The organism is Streptomyces sp. NPDC111606, assembly GCF_055656945.1.
The window spans coordinates 50,801-71,396 of record NZ_JBVKBY010000004.1; the positions used below are offsets into that span (position 1 = coordinate 50,801).

General features: G+C 68.4%; 14 protein-coding genes. 6 read left to right on the plus strand and 8 right to left on the minus strand.

Annotation, left to right across the window (positions count from 1 at the left end):
- Positions 1–85: 85 nt before the first annotated feature.
- Both ACZ7M7_RS15665 and ACZ7M7_RS15670 read right to left on the minus strand, forming a co-directional pair.
- Positions 86–1,324: a SpoIIE family protein phosphatase gene (locus ACZ7M7_RS15665; RefSeq protein WP_472116780.1), complete on the minus strand. Its 1,239-nt coding sequence runs from the start codon at positions 1,322–1,324 to the stop codon at positions 86–88.
- 395 nt (positions 1,325–1,719) lie between these two features.
- Positions 1,720–2,010 carry an Atu4866 domain-containing protein gene (locus ACZ7M7_RS15670; protein WP_472116783.1) on the minus strand — a complete coding sequence of 97 codons (291 nt, stop codon included), beginning with the start codon at positions 2,008–2,010 and terminating at the stop codon, positions 1,720–1,722.
- Between the two features lie 375 nt (positions 2,011–2,385).
- Between ACZ7M7_RS15670 and ACZ7M7_RS15675 the strand changes: the two genes are divergently transcribed.
- From ACZ7M7_RS15675 to ACZ7M7_RS15695, 5 genes are all read left to right on the plus strand, one after another.
- A complete protein-coding gene (locus ACZ7M7_RS15675) occupies positions 2,386–3,141 on the plus strand; it encodes an Atu4866 domain-containing protein (RefSeq protein ID WP_472116786.1) in 756 nt (251 codons plus the stop codon).
- Positions 3,142–3,300: 159 nt separating this feature from the next.
- Positions 3,301–4,692, plus strand: coding sequence for an amidohydrolase family protein (locus tag ACZ7M7_RS15680; RefSeq protein ID WP_472116789.1), 1,392 nt, complete (start codon positions 3,301–3,303; stop codon positions 4,690–4,692).
- A gap of 88 nt (positions 4,693–4,780) precedes the next feature.
- Entirely contained in the window at positions 4,781–5,653 is an 873-nt protein-coding gene (locus ACZ7M7_RS15685) for a helix-turn-helix transcriptional regulator (protein WP_472116792.1), read from the plus strand.
- A 266-nt stretch (positions 5,654–5,919) separates the two neighbouring features.
- Entirely contained in the window at positions 5,920–6,735 is an 816-nt protein-coding gene (locus ACZ7M7_RS15690) for an SAM-dependent methyltransferase (RefSeq protein WP_472116795.1), read from the plus strand.
- Between the two features lie 299 nt (positions 6,736–7,034).
- Entirely contained in the window at positions 7,035–8,552 is a 1,518-nt protein-coding gene (locus ACZ7M7_RS15695; RefSeq protein WP_472116798.1) for a SpoIIE family protein phosphatase, read from the plus strand.
- Positions 8,553–8,719: 167 nt separating this feature from the next.
- On the opposite strand, the gene ACZ7M7_RS15700 is transcribed toward ACZ7M7_RS15695, so the two are convergent.
- The 4 genes from ACZ7M7_RS15700 to ACZ7M7_RS15715 all read right to left on the minus strand — a co-directional run bounded on the left by ACZ7M7_RS15700 (position 8,720) and on the right by ACZ7M7_RS15715 (position 12,858).
- Positions 8,720–9,235: a hypothetical protein gene (locus tag ACZ7M7_RS15700; protein WP_383612159.1), complete on the minus strand. Its 516-nt coding sequence runs from the start codon at positions 9,233–9,235 to the stop codon at positions 8,720–8,722.
- Positions 9,236–9,430: 195 nt separating this feature from the next.
- Positions 9,431–10,516 carry a hypothetical protein gene (locus ACZ7M7_RS15705; protein WP_472116801.1) on the minus strand — a complete coding sequence of 362 codons (1,086 nt, stop codon included), beginning with the start codon at positions 10,514–10,516 and terminating at the stop codon, positions 9,431–9,433.
- Positions 10,517–10,723: 207 nt separating this feature from the next.
- Complete coding sequence (locus ACZ7M7_RS15710) at positions 10,724–11,581, minus strand: calcium-binding protein (RefSeq protein WP_472116804.1); 858 nt, start codon at positions 11,579–11,581, stop codon at positions 10,724–10,726.
- Positions 11,582–11,787: 206 nt separating this feature from the next.
- Positions 11,788–12,858: a glycoside hydrolase family 43 protein gene (locus ACZ7M7_RS15715; RefSeq protein WP_472116806.1), complete on the minus strand. Its 1,071-nt coding sequence runs from the start codon at positions 12,856–12,858 to the stop codon at positions 11,788–11,790.
- Between the two features lie 318 nt (positions 12,859–13,176).
- Between ACZ7M7_RS15715 and ACZ7M7_RS15720 the strand changes: the two genes are divergently transcribed.
- The gene (locus ACZ7M7_RS15720; protein ID WP_472116809.1) at positions 13,177–16,452 is read left to right on the plus strand and encodes a LamG-like jellyroll fold domain-containing protein; all 3,276 of its coding nucleotides are present in this window, start codon (positions 13,177–13,179) and stop codon (positions 16,450–16,452) included.
- A 66-nt stretch (positions 16,453–16,518) separates the two neighbouring features.
- On the opposite strand, the gene ACZ7M7_RS15725 is transcribed toward ACZ7M7_RS15720, so the two are convergent.
- Both ACZ7M7_RS15725 and ACZ7M7_RS15730 read right to left on the minus strand, forming a co-directional pair.
- A complete protein-coding gene (locus ACZ7M7_RS15725; RefSeq protein WP_472116811.1) occupies positions 16,519–18,021 on the minus strand; it encodes a glycoside hydrolase family 43 protein in 1,503 nt (500 codons plus the stop codon).
- A 106-nt stretch (positions 18,022–18,127) separates the two neighbouring features.
- The gene (locus ACZ7M7_RS15730) at positions 18,128–20,488 is read right to left on the minus strand and encodes an AbfB domain-containing protein (RefSeq protein WP_472116814.1); all 2,361 of its coding nucleotides are present in this window, start codon (positions 20,486–20,488) and stop codon (positions 18,128–18,130) included.
- Between the last annotated feature and the right edge of the window lie 108 nt (positions 20,489–20,596).

Sequence of the window (20,596 nt, forward strand, 5' to 3'; positions counted from 1 at the left end):
CCCGCTCCGCAGTGAGAATCGAATCGCCTACGGTTTTCTGCCTCCGACGCGCCCGCGCTGCAACACCGTCAGCTCAAGCACAGAGTCATAGGCGGATGACGATGAGGGCGATGTCGTCGGGAGCACCCTTTGCAACGCCGAGGCGGGTCAGCAGTTCGTCGGCGAGCTCGTCAGGGGTGAGGGAACTGACCTGGGCCAGGGCCGTCGTCAGGCGGGTCAGGCTGGCGTCGATGTCCTCGTCGCGGCGCTCGATGAGGCCGTCCGTGTACAGCACGAGGGTGTCCCCCACGTTGTAGGCCAGGCCGGCCTGGGGGCGGGGGACATGGTGCTCACGGGCGCCGAGCGGTGGATCGGTGGCTTGGTCCAGGAGTTCGCAGGTGTCGTCGGAGTGCAGCAGGACGGGTGGCGGGTGCCCGGCGTTGCTGTAGATGATGAGCCTGCTGCGGGTGTCGATCAGTACCTTGACCGCGGTTGCCGCCGTCGCGCCGTCCAGGGAGCGGGCGTACAGACCGAGGACTTCCAGGGCCTGGGCGGGGCTGGGAGTGGTGCGGATGACCGCGCTCAGGGCGCTGCGGAGCATCCCCATGACGGCGGCGGCGTGCAGGCCGTGGCCGACAACGTCTCCGACCGCGGCGGAGTAGCGGTCGGGTGGCAGGTCGACGACGTCGTACCAGTCGCCGCACACGTTCAGTGAGGTGCTCGCCGGCAGGTAGCGGACCGCGATGTTTTCGGTGTGGTGGTCCAGGTCGGGGGCGGAGAGCATGGCTTCCTGCAAGGTGACCGCGACCTGCCGTTCGCGGGCGTGGGCCTGGCGCAGTTCCTCATTCAGGTGGTGCAGTTCGCGGGCCCGAGCGAACAGCTCGGCCGCCATGCCCTTCTCCCGTTCGGTGAAGCCCGCAGTGAGCGCGCGTGCCCGGCGTGACCGGACGAAGACGGTCACGTCTTCTGCCCGTTGAACGATCCACTTCACCCTGCCGTCGGACCCGGCAATCGGGGTGTGGATCTCCGACCACCAGCGCTCTTCGAATTCGCCCGGATGCTGGAGGGCGGGGATGTCGTACCGCTGGAGCACCAAGGTCTCCGGTTTCCCGGTCTCGAGGACCCGGCGCAGTGATGCCTTCAGGTTCAGCTGCGCTTCCTTGGGGGCATGGGGGTTTTCCGGCAGGGCGTCGAAGAAGTACTTCCCGACCAGCTCGCTCCGTGACCGCCCGGTGGCCTGCAGGTAAGCCTGATTGACGTAGCGGATCACCAGGTCCGTGTCCAGCACCAGGTACGGGCTTGGTGTGGCGTCGAAAAACGCCGTGAACTCAATCTCCGATGTCATCCGGCGATCTCCCAAGGCTGCGAGCGCGACCGCCTGCATCTCCAATCTACGAGCGAATCGGCAGCCGGGCCCCCGGCTCAAGACGTCAGCGCACGGGCCGCGACTGCGCCCAATGCCCGGCTCACCTGCCAGAGCTCTGTTCGGGGCCGTCCGGGCCCACTCGCGCAGGAATCGGAACAGTCGCGCCGAACGGTCGGCCGCGATGCACACAGAGTCGCCGCAGTCGGACGCGCAAGCCTCCAGCGTTGTGTCGGACAGCCATCCGGACGGCTCGCCCGCCCGGGAAAAGCCCCCGCAGTCACGAACGCAAGGGAACGAGCCGGTTGCCGACGGTGACCTCGGCTGATCGCGCGACGAGGTCGAAACCAGTACGGCTCCCTGCACGTGGATCTTCGCTACGGTCGAGCTTTCCGCCGAGTGTGCTCGTCGCCCTCGCGATAGAGCACCAGGTGCTCGTGGAAGAGAACGCCGTCACGGACGTCGCCGGTGGCGGTGAAGCCGGTGTCGTCGACGTAATCGATGTGGTTGCCGATGACGGTGTAGCTGCCGGTATAGGCGCTGCGCCGGTTTCCGCGGGCTTCGTCGTAGCGGCCGTCGGGCAGGAGTTCCTGGCGGATGAAGCCGTCCGCGGTCACCCACATGCCGACGTAGGGGTGCGGGTCGGGGGACGTGTCGTTGCTGGTCACGGCTCTACGATCGCCACCGCGGCCGGGGGCAACCAGGCCGCGGTCTCCCCAGGGGAGGGCTTCCTGGGAGTCGCGCACCCAGCATCCCGAACGACGGGGCCCACGGTGCCGTGCGGCGCCGGCGCGACCCGGTTCCAGGCCCCTTTGGCGTGGACGGCGGGACGGATCGTGGGTGTCCGACACCTAGGGACAGGGCGGCCTGGTTCCGGCGCCACCGCGCGACGAACCTGGTGGTCAGGCGGCCACTGCGGCCGCCGGACTCTCACCTCGGACCTGCACCGGCGCCTCGGACTTGCACCGGCGCCTCGGACTTGCACCGACGCTCATGTCGCGCGGCGGGGAAACCGGTGAGGCGATCCCGCTGAGGAGCATGCAATGACCAGCACCGACACCAGCACCGTGCGCTGGAACCCCGAGGCCCTCGAGGAGATCCTGTCGAATGACAAGGGGCGTCCCGTCCTCTTCACCAACGCCCGCATCCTGACGATGGACCCGCTGATCGGGACCATGAGCAGCGCCGACCTCCTGTTCGTCGGCGCCCTGCTCGTGGGGGTCGGCCCAGGCATCATCACCGCGGCGGCGGACGACAACGCCATCGTCGTCGACTGCACCGGCCTGACCATCGCCCCCGCTGTCGTGGACACCGTCGCGCTGGTCGGCGGGCGCGGCCACCGCTCCGAGTACGTCGCGACGCTGACCCCGGGCAACAACCCCGAGTTCCTGGTGGTGCCCGACTCGCTCGCCGCCGACGTGCCGGGCGCGGTGGCCACCCTCATGACCCGGCCCGAGCAGGTCCGCGCACTCGTCGCAGCCGGCCGGCCGGTCCTGTGGTCCGGCACCGACGTTCCGGGGCGGTCCACCGCCCCCGAGGCGGGCATCCCGGCTGCCGCGAACCTGACCGACAGCCCGCGCCTCGGCATCTGGATCGACAGGAACGACTTCCTGCACCAAGAGCTCACCGCCGACGGCCGCTACGACGAGACCCGGGGCGGGCGCCCGCACTCCTACCAGGGCCGGTACTGGATCGACGGCAACCGCATCGACTACCTGGACGACCTCGGCTTCTGGGCCTACGGCGAGTTCCAGGGCGACGAACTGCACCACGCGGGCTACGTCATGAAGCTCGGCTGACCCTCCCGGTCGGCGCGCCTCACTTCCCGCCTGGCGTTCGAGACTTCTCGCCTGGCGTTCGAGCATCTCAGTCTCCCCCTGAAAGCTCCCCTCCCCACCCCCCTCCAGCGCACGGCCCATCCTCACGGCTCTGTCCGCCGTACCGAAAGAAGACCTCTCATGAACGTCAACGACACCACCAGCGCCGCCGTCCTCGAAGAACTCCGGCGTCGGCCGGCCGACCGGCGGCGCATCCTGTTCACCGGCGCGACCATCGTCACCATGGACCCCGACCTCGGCGTCATCAACGGCGGCGACCTCCTCGTCGAGGGCGACACGATCACCGCCGTCGGCCGTCACCTCGACGCGGACGGTGCCGTGGTCGTCGACGCCACCGGCACGATCCTCTCCCCCGGATTCGTCGACACCCACCGGCACGCCTGGCAGGCCCAGTTGCGCCGGATCATGCCGGACGTCGACGACCTCGGCGGCTACGTCATGTCCACCCTGGCCGGATACGCCACCGTCTACCGGCCCCGGGACATGTACATCGGTACCCGGCTGGCCGCCCTGACCGCGATCGACAGCGGCATCACGACGATGCTCGACTTCTCCCACAACTCCCGCACCGGCGAACACTCCGACGCCGCCATCGAAGCCCTCGTCGACACCGGCATCCGCGGCGTACACGCCTCCATGGGACCGCACTTCGGCGAGTGGGACCGGCAGTGGCCCGGCGACCTGACCCGCCTCAAGGACCAGTACTTCAGCAGCACCGACCAGTTGCTCACGCTGCGCCTGGCGACGCTGGCCACCGACGAGATCGCCAGCCCGGTTCTCGCCTACGGTCCCGAACTCGCCCGTGTCGCCGCGAAGTTGGACATCGGTGTGAGCGTGGACGCCGTCTTCGGCACGTCCTCCTCCGAGGCGGTCCTGCGTTGGGCCAAGGACGGCATCCTCAGCCCCGACGTCACCCTCATCCACTCGACTGGACTGACCTCCGAGGCATGGAAGACCATGGGAGGGACCGGTACCACCGTGGCCCTCGCCCCCACCTCCGACGCACAGATCGGCCTCGAGACCGCGATACCGGCCGTCGACGAGGCCCTCGCCGTCGGCATCCGCCCCGGACTGAGCATCGACGTCGAAGTCGCCCTGGCCAGCGACATGTTCACGCAGATGCGGACCCTGCACGCCATCCAGCGGATGCGCGCGGTCCACGCCGCCTACGGCACCGACAGTCATCCCTTGCGCATCACCACCCACGACGTCCTGGACTTCGCCACCCTCCAGGGCGCCCACACCAACGGCCTGGCCGGCGTCACCGGCTCACTCACTCCGGGCAAGAAGGCCGACCTGCTGGTCATCCATGCCGAGGACCTCAACAACATGCCGCTCAACGACCCGATCGGCACGATCGTGCTGGGCTCCGACGCCCGCAACATCAGCGCCGTTCTCATCAACGGCGAGCCCCGCAAGTGGGACGGACACGTCCTCGACGTCGACCTGAACGCCCTGCGCAGCGAGGTGCACGCCTCACGCGCATACGTACTGAACACCCCGGCCGCCTGAACATCCCCGCCGCCCCGGCATTTCCCATCATCATCGTTCTACGGCGACTGCTTGTTCTGGTCGGCCGCAAAACGCCTAGTCTTGCCACATGAGCAGTGGGACGCCTTTGGGTGCTTTCCTCAGAGCCCGCCGAGAAGCCCTCAAGCCACACGATGTCGGTCTTCCCGAACACGGCCGACGCCGGGTGCCGGGACTACGCAGAGAGGAAGTCGCGTTCCTCGCCGGGGTCAGCTCCGATTACTACATCAGGCTGGAACAGGGGCGCGAGAACAGCCCGTCGCCGCAGGTCCTCGATGCCGTGGCACGGGCCCTGAAACTGGGCGCGGAAGCCACCGACCATCTCAACCGCCTCTGCCTCACCGCCTCACAGCGCCCGCGCGACTGGGGTAATACAGATGTCAGCCAGCAGTTGTTGCAGCTGATGGACGGATGGGAGCACACTCCGGCCTTCGTCGTCAGCCCGGCCCTCGACGTCATGGCGGGCAGCTCCCTCGCCACAGCCCTCCACAGCGGGTTCGAGAAGTTCGACAACCTCGCCCGCATGATGTTCGTCGACCCGGCAGGACGCGAGTTCTACCAGGAATGGGAGCGAGCCGCGCACTCCTGCGTCGCCGAAATCAGGGCCGCGTACGGACACGACCCCGAATCGGTCCGCATCGCCGAAGTCGTAGCGGAACTGTCCGCCCAGAGCGTGGAGTTCGCCGAAATCTGGCGGATGCACGACGTGAAGGGCAAGTCCCAGGAGGGCAAGCATCTCAAACACCCCCAGGTCGGAGACTTGCACATCAAGTTCGCGGCTTTCACCGTCAACGGGGCCTCGCACCAGCAACTGGTGGTCTATCAAGCTGAACCGGCCAGCCCGACCGCGGCCGCCTTCGAGACGCTGAGGGCCATGACCACACAGCCGGAGCAGGCCCAGGCAGGGGTGCCCGCTGCGAGTCTCGCCGCCACTGAGCAGTAGCGGCATACAGGAGCAGGTGAGCTCGGTGGCGGCTGGGCCTGCCGCCACCAGGTAGAACGCGGCCTGTTCAGCGGCAGCGTCGTACCGGGCGGGGAGCGGGCGGGCGTCCGCACTGAGGATTCCCTCTCGGGGAGAAGCGGTTCGGCGGCATCACGGCCGCTGCCGAAACACCCGGGAAAGTGTGAACTGCTGCAGATGCACGGGGCGTTCGGACGTAGGTTGTGCCGTGAAACATCCATGTTGCGGTTCAAGAACGGACACGACTAATGACCGACCCTGTGACGACGCCGGAACCGACGAACCACCAGAACATCGATACTTCGGTGCCGCACTCCGCCCGCATCTGGAACTACTGGCTCGGCGGCAAGGACAACTACCCCGTCGACGAGGAAGCAGGCGATGCGTACACCGCAGTCTTCCCCGGCATCGTCACCATCGCCCGCTCCAGCCGGGCCTTCCTGCGCCGTAACATTTCGTATCTGGTCTCCGAGGCGGGCATCCGGCAGTTCCTGGACATAGGCACCGGTCTTCCAACCGCCCAGAACACCCACGAGGTCGCCCAACAACTGGCCCCCGAGGCCCGGATCGTCTACGTCGACAATGATCCGATGGTGCTTGCCCACGCTCGCGCCCTGCTCTACTCCACCCAGGAGGGTGCGACCGCCTACATCGACGCCAACGTGACGGACCCGGACCGCATCCTGGCCGCCGCCTCCGAGACACTGGACTTCGGCCGCCCCACCGCGCTCATCCTCAGCAACATCCTGGGCCATGTCGCCGACTACGACCAGGCCCGCTCCATCGTCACCCGGCTGATGAGTGCCCTGCCCTCGGGCAGCTACCTCTCCATCAACGACGGGTCCCGCGGCATCGACCCGGTCTTCGAGCAGGCCCAGGACGCCTACAACGACAGCGGCGCCGTTCCTTACAATCTGCGCACGGTCGACGAGATCACCACGTTCTTCGACGGCTTGGACCTCATCGCACCTGGTGTCGTCTCGGTGACGCAGTGGCGACCCGAGCCCGGCTTGCCCACCGCGGAGGTCGTTGCCGAACACGGCGGACTCGCCCGGAAGGCGTAGGAGTGAATGACCTGCAGCTCAGAGCTGGGCCCCGCAGCTCCGAGAAGGTCGTACACGTTGGCATGCCTCTGCCCACGTAGACCGGCCGTCCGCCGATCATGCCTGCCTGCCCGCTGGCGAACTGCAGCCCCGCCGACGAGCCCGGCGAGATGCCGTCCAGCCGGCTCACGCTCCTCGCCGACGCTGGTGTGCACGCGTCGGCTGTGGAGGAGGACGATGGGATTGCCGGGTACTGGCGCCAACACCTGTCAGCCTGGCAGGGCGGCAGCCTGATCTGCGGCGGGAAGGAGCCTGAAGGTATGGGCGCGACCGAACCCTTCCGCGACGATCCCGGCACGGCGGGTGTGGTTGCGTCCAGGCCGGGCGGCCTGCTGGATGTGCTGAACGTGGCCGCGGTCCTCCTCAACGCCGAGGGCCGGATCGATCTCTGGAGCCCGCAGGCCGAGATCCTCTTCGGTTACAGCGCCGAGGAGGCACTGGGCCAGTACGCGGGCCGGCTACTGATCGACGAAGAGCACCTCGAGACGGTGCTGGCGCTGTTCGCCCGGGTCATGCAGGGCGGCGAGGCCTGGGCCGGGGTCTTTCCCGTCCGGCACAAGGACGGCAGCACGCGCATGGTGGAGTTCCGCAACATGCGGTTGCAGGACGACCACCGCGAGTACTGGGCGCTGGGCCTGGCCACGGATCAGGCGACGCTACGGCAGGTGGAGCGGAACCTGGCCCTGTCCGCCCAGCTGGTGTCCCAGTCACCGATCGGGCTCGGCATGCTGGACACCGATCTTCGGTATATCTCGGTCAACCCCGCCGAGGAACGGATGAACGGCGTGCCGGCCGCCGAGCACATCGGCCGCCACGTCCACGAGGTGGTGCCCTACCTGGACAAGTCCTTCGAAGGCGCCATGCGGGAAGTCCTCGCGTCCGGGACACCGATTGTTGACCAGTACATCGTCGGCCGCACGGCGGCCGACCCGGACAACGATCACGCCTGGTCGATCTCGTTCTACCGGCTCGAATCCCCCAACGGGAAAGTGCTGGGCGTGGCCACCTCCAGCGTCGATGTCACCGACCGGCACCACGCCGTGGAAGAACAGCGACGTACCGCCCTCACCCTCCAACGCAGCCTGCTGCCCCACCCCCCTCGACAACGACCCGGTGTCGATGTCGCCTTCCGCTATCTCCCCGCCCAGGCCACCATCGAGATCGGCGGCGACTGGTTCGACGTCATCCCCCTGAACGGCGACAAGACCGCCCTCGTCGTCGGCGACGTCATGGGCAGCGGCGTCACAGCCGCTGCCGCCATGGGGCAGCTACGTACCGCCACCAGAACGCTGGCCGACCTCGATCTACCCCCCGATGAGGTCCTCCACCACCTCGACCACATCACGGACGACCTCGAGACCATCGCGACCTGCGTCTACGCCGTCTTCGATCCGCACACCGCGCAGTGCCACGTCTCCCTTGCCGGACACCTGCCGCCCGTGCTCCTCCGCCCGGACGCCACACGTGAGCTGCTCGACCTACCCACCGGAGCGCCCTTGGGCGGCTGCGGCATCTCCTTCGACTCCACCACGATCAGATTCGGGCCCGGGAATCAGCTCGTCCTGTACACCGACGGCCTCATCGAGACCCGCGACCAGCCGATCGACGCACGCCTGGACGCCCTCCTCAACGTCCTCGACGACCCCAACCGCTCCATCGACGCCACCTGCGACCTCCTCCTGCACACCCTGCGTGACGATGACGACCACGACGACGTAGCCCTGCTCATCGCCAGGGCAGGGCCCAGCCCAGCAGGCGAGGCCCGAGGCAAGACATGAAGATGCAGAGACCCTGCGAGAACGCCGTCCTTCGGCATGTGGTGCTCCTCGACGGGCAATGGCTCTAGCTTCATCAAACGCGACGAACAGACCTGCGAGCACTTCCGGCAGCCCCAGGAAGGCTGCCGGAAGAGCAGAGACGAATCGGTGCCGTGCAGGCGCATGCTTCAGCAGCCGCCGCAGTTGTAGTAGAGGACGTCCCAGTGGTTGCCCTCGTCGGCGTAGATGTTGCCCGAGCCGGAACGCCACTGGGGAGCCCCGTCGCCGCGCGGGCCGATGTAGGTGAAGGTGTTCTTGATGTAGTTCCCGAGACAGGCGTACTTGCCGTAGTCGAGCTTGTAGCCGTTCCAGTGCGAGTACGTGCCGGAGGCGTGTCCGGTCTCGGTGCCGCCCGTGATGTTCAGGGCACAGCCGCTGGCACGCTTGAGCGTCTGCGCGCCTTGGGCGGTGGCGAGGTTGAGCTGCTCGAAGGACGTACAGGTGGGGTTGTTGCGGTTGGAGCAGTTCCCGGACGACGACCAGGTGATGCCGACCTGCTGGAACATCGAGGTCGCGGTGGCGTGACTGATCTTGGTGTCGGCGAAGGCATCACCGGCGGTACCGATGACGACGGCACTGGGGGCGATGACGAGCGCGAGAGCGGTCAGGACCGAGCGGAGCTTCAAGGCCTGGGTGACCTTCATGCGGGGACCTTCCTGCGGTGGGCCACGGTTCCTGTGGGGCGGCTGTGCAGGTGGTACAGGAAGAATGGTGCCCGCGGTCTACGCGCGTTGGCCAGAGGACAAAGCGGAACACGTGGCCTCGTGCCACCCACGCCCCGGCCAGGTGAAGCGACACCCCCACGACGTCCCTTTACTCGGCGAGCCTCGCCATCCGCGCTACTCGTGGCGCCGCCAATCACGGCCCCCGTCACGAGAGATCCACAGCCCTTCGCCCTTCACCAGGCTGTACGTCGCTGTCGTCGCGTCCGCGATGCCGTAGAACGTCTTGCCGTGGACGGTGAGCGACGTGAACGTGGTCGGCGTCTTCAGTTCGTGGAAGGCGCTGTTGGTGTGGTCGGCGGCGAGCCAGTAGCGGCCGCCTTCCTCGCCGATGAGCAGTCGCCCGTCGTCAAGAACCTCCAGGACCAACGACTCCGGGCCCCGCTTCAGGACAGTCCACGCAACGCCGGCGTCGAGGACCGTCCGCCAGTGCTCGCCGCTGTCCGTCGTCACCAGCAGACCGCTCACGCTCTCGTCCCGGGTGAGGGACAGCGCCGCGGTGCCACCGCGCGCGACGAGGACGCCACCCGCGTACGGCTTCGGGACCGCCGTGGAGCCCAAGTTGCGGCCGTCGAGCTGCCACCGGATGCGATCGGGGTCCTCGGCCAGTGACTGGTCCAGGCTCCAGATCGTGCCCCGCTCGTCGACGGCGAGACGGACGGCGTCTTCCGGCACTCCGGCCGGGGGCGCCACGGTGCGCGTGGCGGGGCGGTGGATGAGGGTCGGCTCCAGTTCGGCGAGCAGGACGTCGCCGGGGCGGGTGCGCAACGGGGTCTCGGTGATGACGACTTCCTGCCGCTTGCCGCGTACATCGAGGGCGTAGGCTCCTTGGGCTCCTTCACCCGGCGGCACCCGCACGAAGCCGCCGGTCACTCCCTTGTACGCGGCTCGTGTCGCCTCCGCGTCGGCGTGTTCCGCGTGCTGAGCGACCGTAGCGCCGTCCGGGTCGATGATGCGCCAGGCGGACGCAGCCGGCCCTTCGTCGTCCTCGACATTGCCGGCGTAGTAGGTGAGAAGCAGCGAGCCCTCGCCCGCGCGGACCACTCCGGTGGGTGCGCCGGCCATCTCGATGACGTCGGCGGGGCGCGGGTGAGGGTCCTCGATGACGCGCTGGTACTTCGCCTCACGGTCCCCCGAGGACGCGTCGTCAGGTCTCCCCGGTCCGCAGGCGGTCAGCGCCAGCGCCGCACTGACCGCGCACACGAGCCCGACCGTCTGCCTACCGGGTTTCCTCAGCCACGACATTTGCACACCCCCACATCCCGGAGCAGCGACCTCAGCGGGAACCATACGACGCATCGACACCTGGTCAGCGCAGCAAGGTGACGACGGGACGTCGTAGGTGCGGGGTCGTGGCCAACTGATGCCGGATGGACGCGTCACCCGGCCTGCGAGCCGCGGTGTGTCGGATCAGGGGCGTACATCGACGTAGTCACCGGTGGCCTTGGCCGGGCCGGTCGTGGTCGTGCCGGTGAAGTTCCAACGCCAGTAGCCGTCCTTGACCGCCTTGACCGTGGTGCGCAGTGTGCCGGTGCTGCTGGTCTTTACCGCGGCCACCGTGGTGTAGGTACTGCTGTCCTTCGGGCGGAATTGCAGGTGCACGGTCCGGCCCGTGTATCCCGCATACCGATAGGTGTCCCAATTGGCCCGCACGAGCTTGCCGGTGACGGTGATACGAGCGCCCTTCGTCACCGGCTCGGGTGACGCGTTGACCGTGAGCTGCGCGGCACGCTTGAGGCTGAACGACCCCACGCGCGGGGCGAAGACGGATGCTCCGTCGTTGGCGTCGGCCAAGGCGTCGACCGACCATGTTCCCGCGTTGGCGTTGGCCAGGTCCACCGGATCGTCGCTGCCTGGAGCCGGGTGGGCGTTGACGGTGAACACCGTCGTGCAGGCCGTCGCGCTCTCGCAGAACGCGTCGGTGGTGTAGAAGCCGCCGTGCGGTCCTTTCAGATCCACGTCTACGAAGGACAGGCCGGAGTCGTCCGATCCGCCGACCGTGACCGGGAAAGCCACGTCGTGCGTGATACCCACGATGACGTCCCGTCCGGAGTTGACTGTGGCACTGCTGACCACGGGTTCGCCGGCCGCCGCATCGGCCGGGGCGCCAACACCGGCCAGCAGAACGACGGCAGCCCCCAGCACGACGCCTCGGCTCGCCCCGCGACCGACGGGCCTGCCCTGCGGGGCACTTGCGCCGGCGGTGGGCGCTGCGATGTCGTCCCCGCCGCTCGGTCTGTCGCCGAGCGGTGCGGCGTAGCGGCTCATGAACCCTCCCACGGGTGACAGGCCCTGCCGCCAACCACCGGAAGGGGAACGGCGGTTGGCAGAGGGCTCCAGTGACGGAAGTCCGTCACTCCCCTACGACTGCCGAACCGGCCGGATCGTTGCCCCCGGAGGTGGAGGGACCTTGTGCGACCTGGAGGGACGGTACGGCCATCGGCACGGAGGCTCTGGGCATGAGCCGGCTTCGCCTACTCGAAGAACTTGAGGCTCCAGCCGGTGTTCGTGTTCGCACCGGGGACGTTGGCGCGGCTGTAGGTGGTGTTGCCCCACCAGCAGAACGTGCCGGTGTACCAGTACCGGTTCTCCCACGCGTACGGCGTCCCCTTCGGGACCGCGTGGAACATCAGGGGGAATCTCGGGCCGGCGGGTGGGCTCGTGCCGATGTCGCCGTCGAGCAGGACGAAGCTGTGGTGGCCGGGGCCGTTGACGTTCAGGGTCGGGTCCCAGCCGGGCATCATCGTGGCGCGGTTGGAGCCGAAGAGACAGCCGTTGGACTTGTACCAGTCCCACACGTACGTCGGGTCGCCCCCGGCGCGCAGTCGCAGGTCGGCCAGGCAGTACTGCTCGCTCCAGCTGCCGTTGGCGGAGTACACGATGTGCGGTTGACCGTTGGGGTCCTTGATGGCCTCGGGAGCCTCGTTGATGAACGGGTCGCCGACCACCCGCTCCCAGCTCTCCCGAGGCTGGGAGATGATGTGGCGCGCGCCCGTCGGAGTGGTGGGGCTGCTCATGCGGGCGATGTAGAGGTTCTGCTCGACGTTGGTGTCGCCGGCCCAACCGGACCACACGAACCAGCGCTGCCCATTGAAGGTGAACAGCGTTCCGTCGATGGCCCACTTGCCATCCGGCAGGGCCAGTTCGGTCTCGGCCGAGTATCCGCTGTCCGGGGCGGCTGAGCTGATGACGTACATGCGGTGGGCCGGTCCGCGGCCCGCCGTGAAGTAGATGTAGTAGCGGCCGCCGTCCCGCACGATCTCTGGAGCCCAGACCTCACCGAGGTTGCGGGCGTCGGTCCAGACCTGCCGGGCGGGCGCCGTCGCCAGGGCGTCCGTCGACGGGGCCTGCCGCACCACAATGCCGCCACCGGCCGACTGCACCGAGACGTAGGTGCCACCGACCCGGAGCACGCTCGGGTCCGCAGCCCGCAGACTCGTCTGGCCTGCCTGCGCCGGATCGGCAGACGTCAGGGACAGCACGGCAGCGAGAACGCCGGACAGCAGCAGGGCCACGGCGCCGGTGATGCGACGAGGAAGTTTCATGGTCACCTCGGCGTCTCGCTTTCCATCGATGGAACAGCTCTCCAGCAGCATCGTTACGAGTCGCGGGCATGTCAATGCCACAGAGGGCCGAGTGCAGCAAGTCGCCTGCCGCAGAAGCCTGGTGAGCGTGACCGACAGAGTGGTGCGCGAGGTCTGGACAGCAGTCGAGGGCCGTGTTGTCATTTCGGCTGTCGCAGGATTTCCAACGTTGAAAGAGCCGCCCGACCGCGTCCGTAACAGCCTTCCGTCCTTCAGGTGCGGCCTGGTCTTTCCACATGACCGGCCCCGGTCCGCGGCCTCTGTGCGAGGAAAGGTTCGATGACAAGACAACACATCCGCCCACGGATCAGACTGTGGGCGCTGCTGGCTACGGCCGCTCTCGTTGTGCCCCCGAGCGGTCTGGCCGCCACCGCGTCGGCAGTTGAGCCGACCGGCAGCGCCTCAGTGGTCGCCACCGAAGCAGCCGACGTCGAGGTGCACGGCCTGAAGGGCGAGTACTTCAGCATGTCGGCCCCCGGCGCACGGGACTTCGCCGAACTCGGTGGCACGCTGCTCGACCCGCAAGTCAACTTCTCGGGCCTGACCAGCACCTTCCAGGAGCTCACCGGCAAGACGGAGCACACGACCGCCCGTTGGACGGGCCAGATCGAGGCGCCCGCCACCGGCGACTACACCTTCTACGCCATCGGCGACAACGGCTTCCGCCTCTACATCGACGGCGAGCCGGTCATCGACCACTGGGAGCCGGACTGGGACAAGGAGCAGACCAGCTCCGCGATCCGGCTCACCGCGGGCGAGAAGCACGACTTCCGCCTGGAGATGTTCCAGGACCTCGGCGGCTCCAACATGTTCCTGCGCTGGGCCGGCCCGGGCCTGTCCAAGCAGCTCGTGCCGATGTCGGCGTTCACTCCGCCCGAGGGCTTCGAGGTCTACCCGGTGGAGCTGTCCGTGGCCGCGGACGGACGCCGTCTGCGGGCCCGGTTCGAGGGCAGGGTCGGTGATCTCCGCGCGGTCAAGGACCACTTGAAGGTCGAGGCCGACACCACGGCCATGCCTTTGAAGTCGGTCACCGTCGCTCCTGGGGACCGCAACTCCCTGCTGGTGACGCTCGCCGAACCCATCCAGAAGAACCAGCAGGTGCGGGTCACCTACGACGGCGCCGGCGGCCTTACGTCCGGCGGTGAGACCGTGCCGAAGGTCATCCGCTACGCCGACAACGCCTCCACCCACCGGCTCACCACCAAGTGGGGCGACAAGGTCGACGAGAAGAAGCCGCTGCCGGAGTACCCGCGTCCGCAGCAGGTGCGCTCCAAGTGGAAGAACCTCAACGGTCCTTGGCAGTTCAGCGGTGCCGAGGCGGGCGAGCAGCCGGTGTTCGGCAAGGACCTCGACGAGAAGATCGTCGTGCCGTACCCGGTGGAGTCGCAGCTCTCCGGGCTGGAGCGGCACGAGGACCACATGTTCTACCGCAAGCTGGTGAACGTCCCCAAGGACTGGAAGGTCGGCAAGGACGGCAAGGGCAACCGGCTGAAGCTCAACTTCGGCGCCGTGGACTACCAGGCCCGCGTCTTCGTCAACGGCACGAAGGTCGCCGAACACACCGGCGGCTACGACGCCTTCAGCGCCGACGTCACGGACGCGCTGAAGGGCACCGGGCCGCAGGAGGTCGTGGTCGCGGTCACCGACACCGGGGGCGCCGACCAGCCGATGGGCAAGCAGTCCACCAACCCGGGCGGCATCTTCTACACCCAGTCGTCGGGCATCTGGCAGACCGTCTGGATGGAGCCGGTCGCGGGCGCCGCGATCGATAACGTTGTCTCGACACCCGACATCGACACGAGCAGCCTCGCGGTGACGGTGGAGTCGGGCAAGGCGTCCGCCGGGGCCCGGGTCGAGGCGGTAGCGCGCGACAAGCGCGGCAAGGTCGTCGGCAAGGTCAGCGGGCCGGCCAACAAGCAACTGCGGCTGCCGGTGGCGAACCAGCACCTGTGGAGCCCGGACGACCCCTACCTCTACGACCTCGACGTCAAGCTCACCGACGGCAGGTCGAGCGACCAGGTCGGCAGCTACTTCGGCATGCGCGAGATAGGCATCGAGAAGGTCGGCGGCTTCCAGAAGCTGGTTCTCAACGGCAAGCCGGTCTTCTCCCTCGCCACTCTCGACCAGGGCTTCTGGCCCGACGGCCTGTACACCGCGCCCAGCGACGAGGCCCTCGCGTTCGATCTGAAGGCCCACAAGGAACTCGGCTTCAACGCCGTGCGCAAGCACATCAAGGTGGAGCCCGCGCGCTGGTTCTACCACGCCGACCGGCTCGGCCTGCTGGTCTGGCAGGACTTCGTCTCCGGGAACATCACCAACGAGACCGGGCGTCGCGCCTTCGTCGACCAGGGCCGGGACATGATGCGGGAGCACCACAACGCGCCCTCCGTGATCGGCTGGATCGTCTTCAACGAGGGCTGGGGCGAGTGGGACCGCACCGAGACCGGCAAGATCGCCGAGGCCGTGAAGGAAGCCGACCCCTCCCGTGTCGTCAACGCCCACAGTGGTGTCAACTGCTGTAATTCCAAGGGTGATTCGGGCAAGGGCGAGATCATCGACCACCACGACTACAACAACGAGGACCCGCCGTTCCCCGACGAAAAGCGGGCCGCGATGGACGGTGAGCACGGTGGCTTCACCCTGCGCACCCCCGGGCACATGTGGCCGGGCGCCCCGACGGTGATCTACAGCGGTGTCGCCGACAAGGAGGCGCTGACCCGCAAGTACGTCGAGAACACCGAGAAGTTCTATCTCGACCAGGCCGGCGCCGAGCTGTCCGGTTCGGTCTACACCCAGATCTCCGACCTGGAGAACGAGCTCAACGGCCTGTACACATACGACCGTCGGGAGATCAAGGTCGACCCGGTCAGGGTCCGCGAGGTCAACCGCGCGGTCATCGCCGCCGGTGCCGCCGCGGGCGAACGGCAGACGCTCAAGGGCGGCGGGTCCTGGGCCCTCGACGAGGGCAGCGGGAACACGGCGAAGGACTCCGGTCCGAACGCCAAGGGCCTGACGCTCAGCGAGGGCACCACCTGGACGCCCGGTGTCAGCGGCAGCGCGCTGAAGTTCGACGGTCAGGGCCAGTACGCCGAGACCGCCGGGCCTGTGCTCGACACCACCGGAAGCTACTCCGTGTCCGCGTGGGTCCGGCTGGACGAGCTCCCCGGCAACTACGCCACCGCGGTCAGCCAGGACACCCGGCGTCAGGCCAGCCCGTTCTACCTCCAGTACGGGCAGGGCGCGTTCGCCTTCAGCACACCGGGCGAGAGCCGTGCCCGCCTGGTCACCACCGCGGAGAAGGGCCGCTGGTACCACCTGGTCGGCGTCCGCGACAGCGCCGACAACACGATCAAGCTGTACGTCGACGGAAAGCCGGCGGCGAGCGCCACCGGCGGAGCGGCCTACCCCAGCACCGGTTCCCTGGCCGTCGGCCGCGCCCAGTGGGGCGGCAACGACACCGACTTCTGGAACGGCGCGGTCGACGAGGTCCACGCCTACGACAAGGCGCTCACCGCCGAGGAGGTGAGCGCGCTCCACACGGACGAGAAGCCGTAGCGGAAGCGGGCGACGAAAGGGCCCCGGCGGGACACCACTCCCCCGCCGGGGCCCGTTCGCGTCAGGTCACCGCGCGGGTGAGACCGCCACGTTGTCGAAGGAGGCCGCGGTGCCGAAGACGCGGACGCCGGTGGCGCCGCTGCCGTACGTGCTGTCGGTGACGGAGATCTTCGGCGTCGTCATGTCGTCGACGTACACCTTGATCGAGGCGCCGACGGCAGTGACCCGCAGCCGGTGCGTGGAACCCGGGGCGATCGCCAACTCGTGGCTCCCGAGCGGCGTCCAGCCGCCGTCAGCCCGGCCGAGCACCACCTTGCCGCCGGCGCCGATGCCCGCGTAGTACCCGGAGTAGCTGTCCGGGCCGACCCCCGGCCCGGTCACTCTGAAGGTCACTCCGGCGTCGCCACCGCGCCCCTGAGGCATCACGTCGGCGTCGTAGGTGAGGTCGGCGAAGTTCGTGTCGAGAAGTGCCTTGCCGCCGGCGGATGAGCCCGTCCGGTACCGGCCGCCACCGGCCGACCAGGTACCGCCGTAGGTTTTCCAGCCCAGCGCGTTGCCGTCGGCGAAGTTGTCCCGCACCCGCATCTCGACGCGGCGGATGGTCCCGTCGGTGTTGAAGTGCAGCCGGTCGTATGCGAGTTGACGGTGGTTGCCGTCGGTCTCGCCGAGCGGACGGCGGTGGTAGACGATGTACCAGATGTCGGTGCCCGGTACGTTGACGACCGAGTTGTGGCCGGAGCCGCGGGCGACGGCGGGATCCTGGGCGAGGACCTTGTCGATCTTCCGGAAGGGACCGGTGGGTGACTCGGACATGGCGTACGAGACCGAGTAGTCCGGGCCGGTCCAGCCTCCCTCGGACCACATGAAGTAGTACTTGCCGTTCCGTTTGAACATGAAGGAGCCTTCGGTGTAGTTCTCCGGGGTGATCTCCTTGTAGGTGGTGTTGTCGTCGAAGGTGCCGAGGCTCGTCATGTCCGGGTTGAGCTTGACGACGTTGGCGTGGTGCCAGCCGCCGTAGTACATGTACGCCTGGCCGTCGTCGTCGATGAAGACGTCCTGGTCGATGGGCTGAGCACCGTTGTGGAACCGGGAGATGAGCGGTTTGCCGAGGGCGTCCTTGTAGGGGCCCTCGGGACGGTCGGCGACGGCCACGCCGATGCCGCCGAGCTGGGAGTCGTTCTGGATGTCGTTGGCGGCGAAGTAGAGGTAGTACTTGCCGTTGCGCTCCACCGGTGCCGGCGCCCACAGCGCGTACTCGGCCCAGGAGATGTCCGGCGTGGACAGCACCTTCGGGTGTTTGGTCCAGTGGACGAGGTCGGTGGAGGAGAAGGCGTCCAGGTAGGTCTGTTCGGCGTAGACCTTCGAGGTCGTGGGGAAGACCCAGTACCGGTCGCCGTACCGGACGGTGTCGGGGTCGGCGTACCAGCCGTCGACGAAGGGGTTGCCGGACTCGGCGGTGGTGTGGTCGGGTGCGGCGGCGGCCGGGGTCGGCGACAGCGCGACCAGCAGGCCGCCTGCCAGCAGCACGGCGCAGGTCTTGGCCGGCAGGCCGGTCGTTCGAAGGGTCATGGGGGGCTCCAGGTGAGGCCGGAGGGAGACGATCGGGGTACGGCCGGGGCGGCGGCGCATCCCATGACGCGCCGCCGCCCGTACGGCTCCGTTCACCGCGCCCCGGTCACGGGGCCCACGGGGACTCGACGGCCCACGTGGTGTCCGCCGTGAAGAGGGCGGGGTTGTCCCAGGCGTGGGTGCCGCCCGGGGTGCCGAGCCACAACTCGGCGTTGTAGTGGCGCAGGTACTGCTCCGGGTAGTTGTAGGCGGACAGGCGCACGCCCCCGTTCGCGCCCGGGACGGGGCAGAAGGTTGCGTCGGCCCGGAACAGATCGCCGCTGCCGGACTCCTTGTACACGCGGTACTCGCGGTGGCGCAGGTACTCACCGGGGTAGTTGCGCGACTCGAAGCTGTAGCAGGAGCCGTTGGCGAGGCCGGGGGTGATCTTCCAGGTGGCGTCGTTCTTCAGCAGGGCGTCGCTGCCGCTGCCCACGACCTCCGTGAAGGCCGCTCCGTCCTTGTGGCGCACGTACCGGTCGGTGTGGCCGGGTGTCGTCACGCGCAGGGACTTGTACTGGTTGGCGGGCAGGGTGCTGGGGGCCGTCGATCCGCGGGAGGCGTCGATGAGGGCGCGGTTGGCGGCGCGCACCCGGGCTTCGTCGACCTTGACCACCTGACGGTCGTAGGTGAGCAGGCCGTTGGCCTCGTTCTCCACGTCGGTGATCTCTGTGTAGACCGAGGCGGACAGGCCGCGGGGCATGCGTACCTCGCGGATGGCGTCGATGAGGCCCACGAAGCGGTTGTTGAGGTGGGCGAGGTCGGGCTGGTCCTCGTAGCTGAAGCCGCCGCCGGGGTACCACTCGTGGCCGGCGACCTTGAAGCCGAGTCCGCCGAATTCGCCGAGGACGGCGGCGCGGGTGGCGCTGGGCACGGTGGTGCCGGGGCCCACATAGACGTGGTGGTCGACGACGTCGCCGTTGCCGCCGTCGACGGCGCCGCAGCAGTTGACACCGCTCATGTTGTCGACGAGGCGGGAGGGGTCGTAGGCCTTGACCTCGTCGGCGATGCGGGCCTGGTCGTACTGACCCCAGCCCTCGTTCTGGTTGACCCACATGACCAGGGACGGTGAGCTGCGGTGCTGGTCGATGATGCGGTCGTACTCGGCCTCCCACTGGGTGCGGGCGGCGGCGTCGGGGGTGTGTTCCATGGACGGCATGTCCTGCCAGACCAGCAGTCCGAGCCGGTCGGCCCAGTAGAACCAGCGCTGCGGCTCGACCTTGATGTGCTTGCGGACCATGTTGAAGCCGAGGTCCTTGTGCTTCTGGAGGTCGTGGCGCAGGGCGGCGTCGGTGGGCGCGGTGTAGATGCCGTCAGGCCAGTAGCCCTGGTCGAGGGTGCCGGTCTGGAAGACGAACCTGCCGTTGAGGACGGGGCGCAGAACGCCGTCGACCCGGGCGATGCCGATGGAGCGCATGCCGGTGTAGCTTCCGACGGAGTCGACGGCCGTGGTTCCGGAGAGCAGGTCGGCCTTCACGTCGTAGAGGAAGGGGTCCTCGGGCGTCCACAGGCGCGGGTTCGGGACTGGCACGGTGAATTCGGTGCCGACCGGGCCGGTGACGGTGCCGACCGTGGTGCCGCCGGTGGAGACGGTGACGCGGGCCTGATGGCCGTTTGTTCCGGCGCCTCGGACGGTGACCTTGAGGCGGTTGTTCGCCAGGTCCGGCACCATGTCTAGGCGGGTGATGCGCGCGGGGGCCGTGGGTTCGAGCCAGACGGTCTGCCAGATGCCGGAGGCGGCGGTGTAGAAGATGCCGCCGCCGGGGTGTGGGGCGACGTCGCGGATCCGCTGCTTGCCCACCGCCTGGCCGCCCGTCTCGGTGGGGTCCCAGACGGAGACGACGATCGTGTTGGTGCCGCCGTTGAGGAGGTCGGTGACGTCGTAGGAGAAGGCGTCGAAGCCGCCACTGTGGGTGGCGCCGGCCTGGCGGCCGTTGACCCAGACGGTCGTACGCCAGTCGCTGGCTCCGAAGTTGAGCTGGACGCGGCGGCCGTTCCAGTTCGACGGGACGGTGAAGGTGCGCTTGTACCAGAGCTTGTCGCTCTGGGTGATCCTGCGCTGGATTCCGGAGAGGGCGGACTCGGCGGCGAACGGGACCCGGATCTGCTCGGTGAAGGAGGCCGGCTGGCCGGCGTCCGCCGAGGTGACGGCGAAGTCCCAGATGCCGTTGAGATTGGCCCAGTCGGGGCGGGTCAGCTGGGGGCGGGGGTATTCGGGGAGCGGGATGTCGGTGGGGACCTGGTTCGTCCACGGGGTGGTCATGGGTGAGGGCTTGGGGGTCCAGGCCCTCGGTGCGGCGCCGGCGCTGCCGGCGGCTGTGAGGACCGTGCCGCCGAGCAGGGCCAACGCGGCGAGCGCGGTGGTGGCCCGTCGTCCTCTGCGTCTCAGCCAGGGGAACGGTGAACGGCGTACGGATACTCGACGCATCGTGGCTCCTTGATGAGTGGGGTGGGAGACGTGCGTGTGCGAGAAGCGGCCGCGCGGTGGCCGGGGTCGGCCGCCTGGAACCGGACGCGGCAGCCGGGGCGGAAGAGG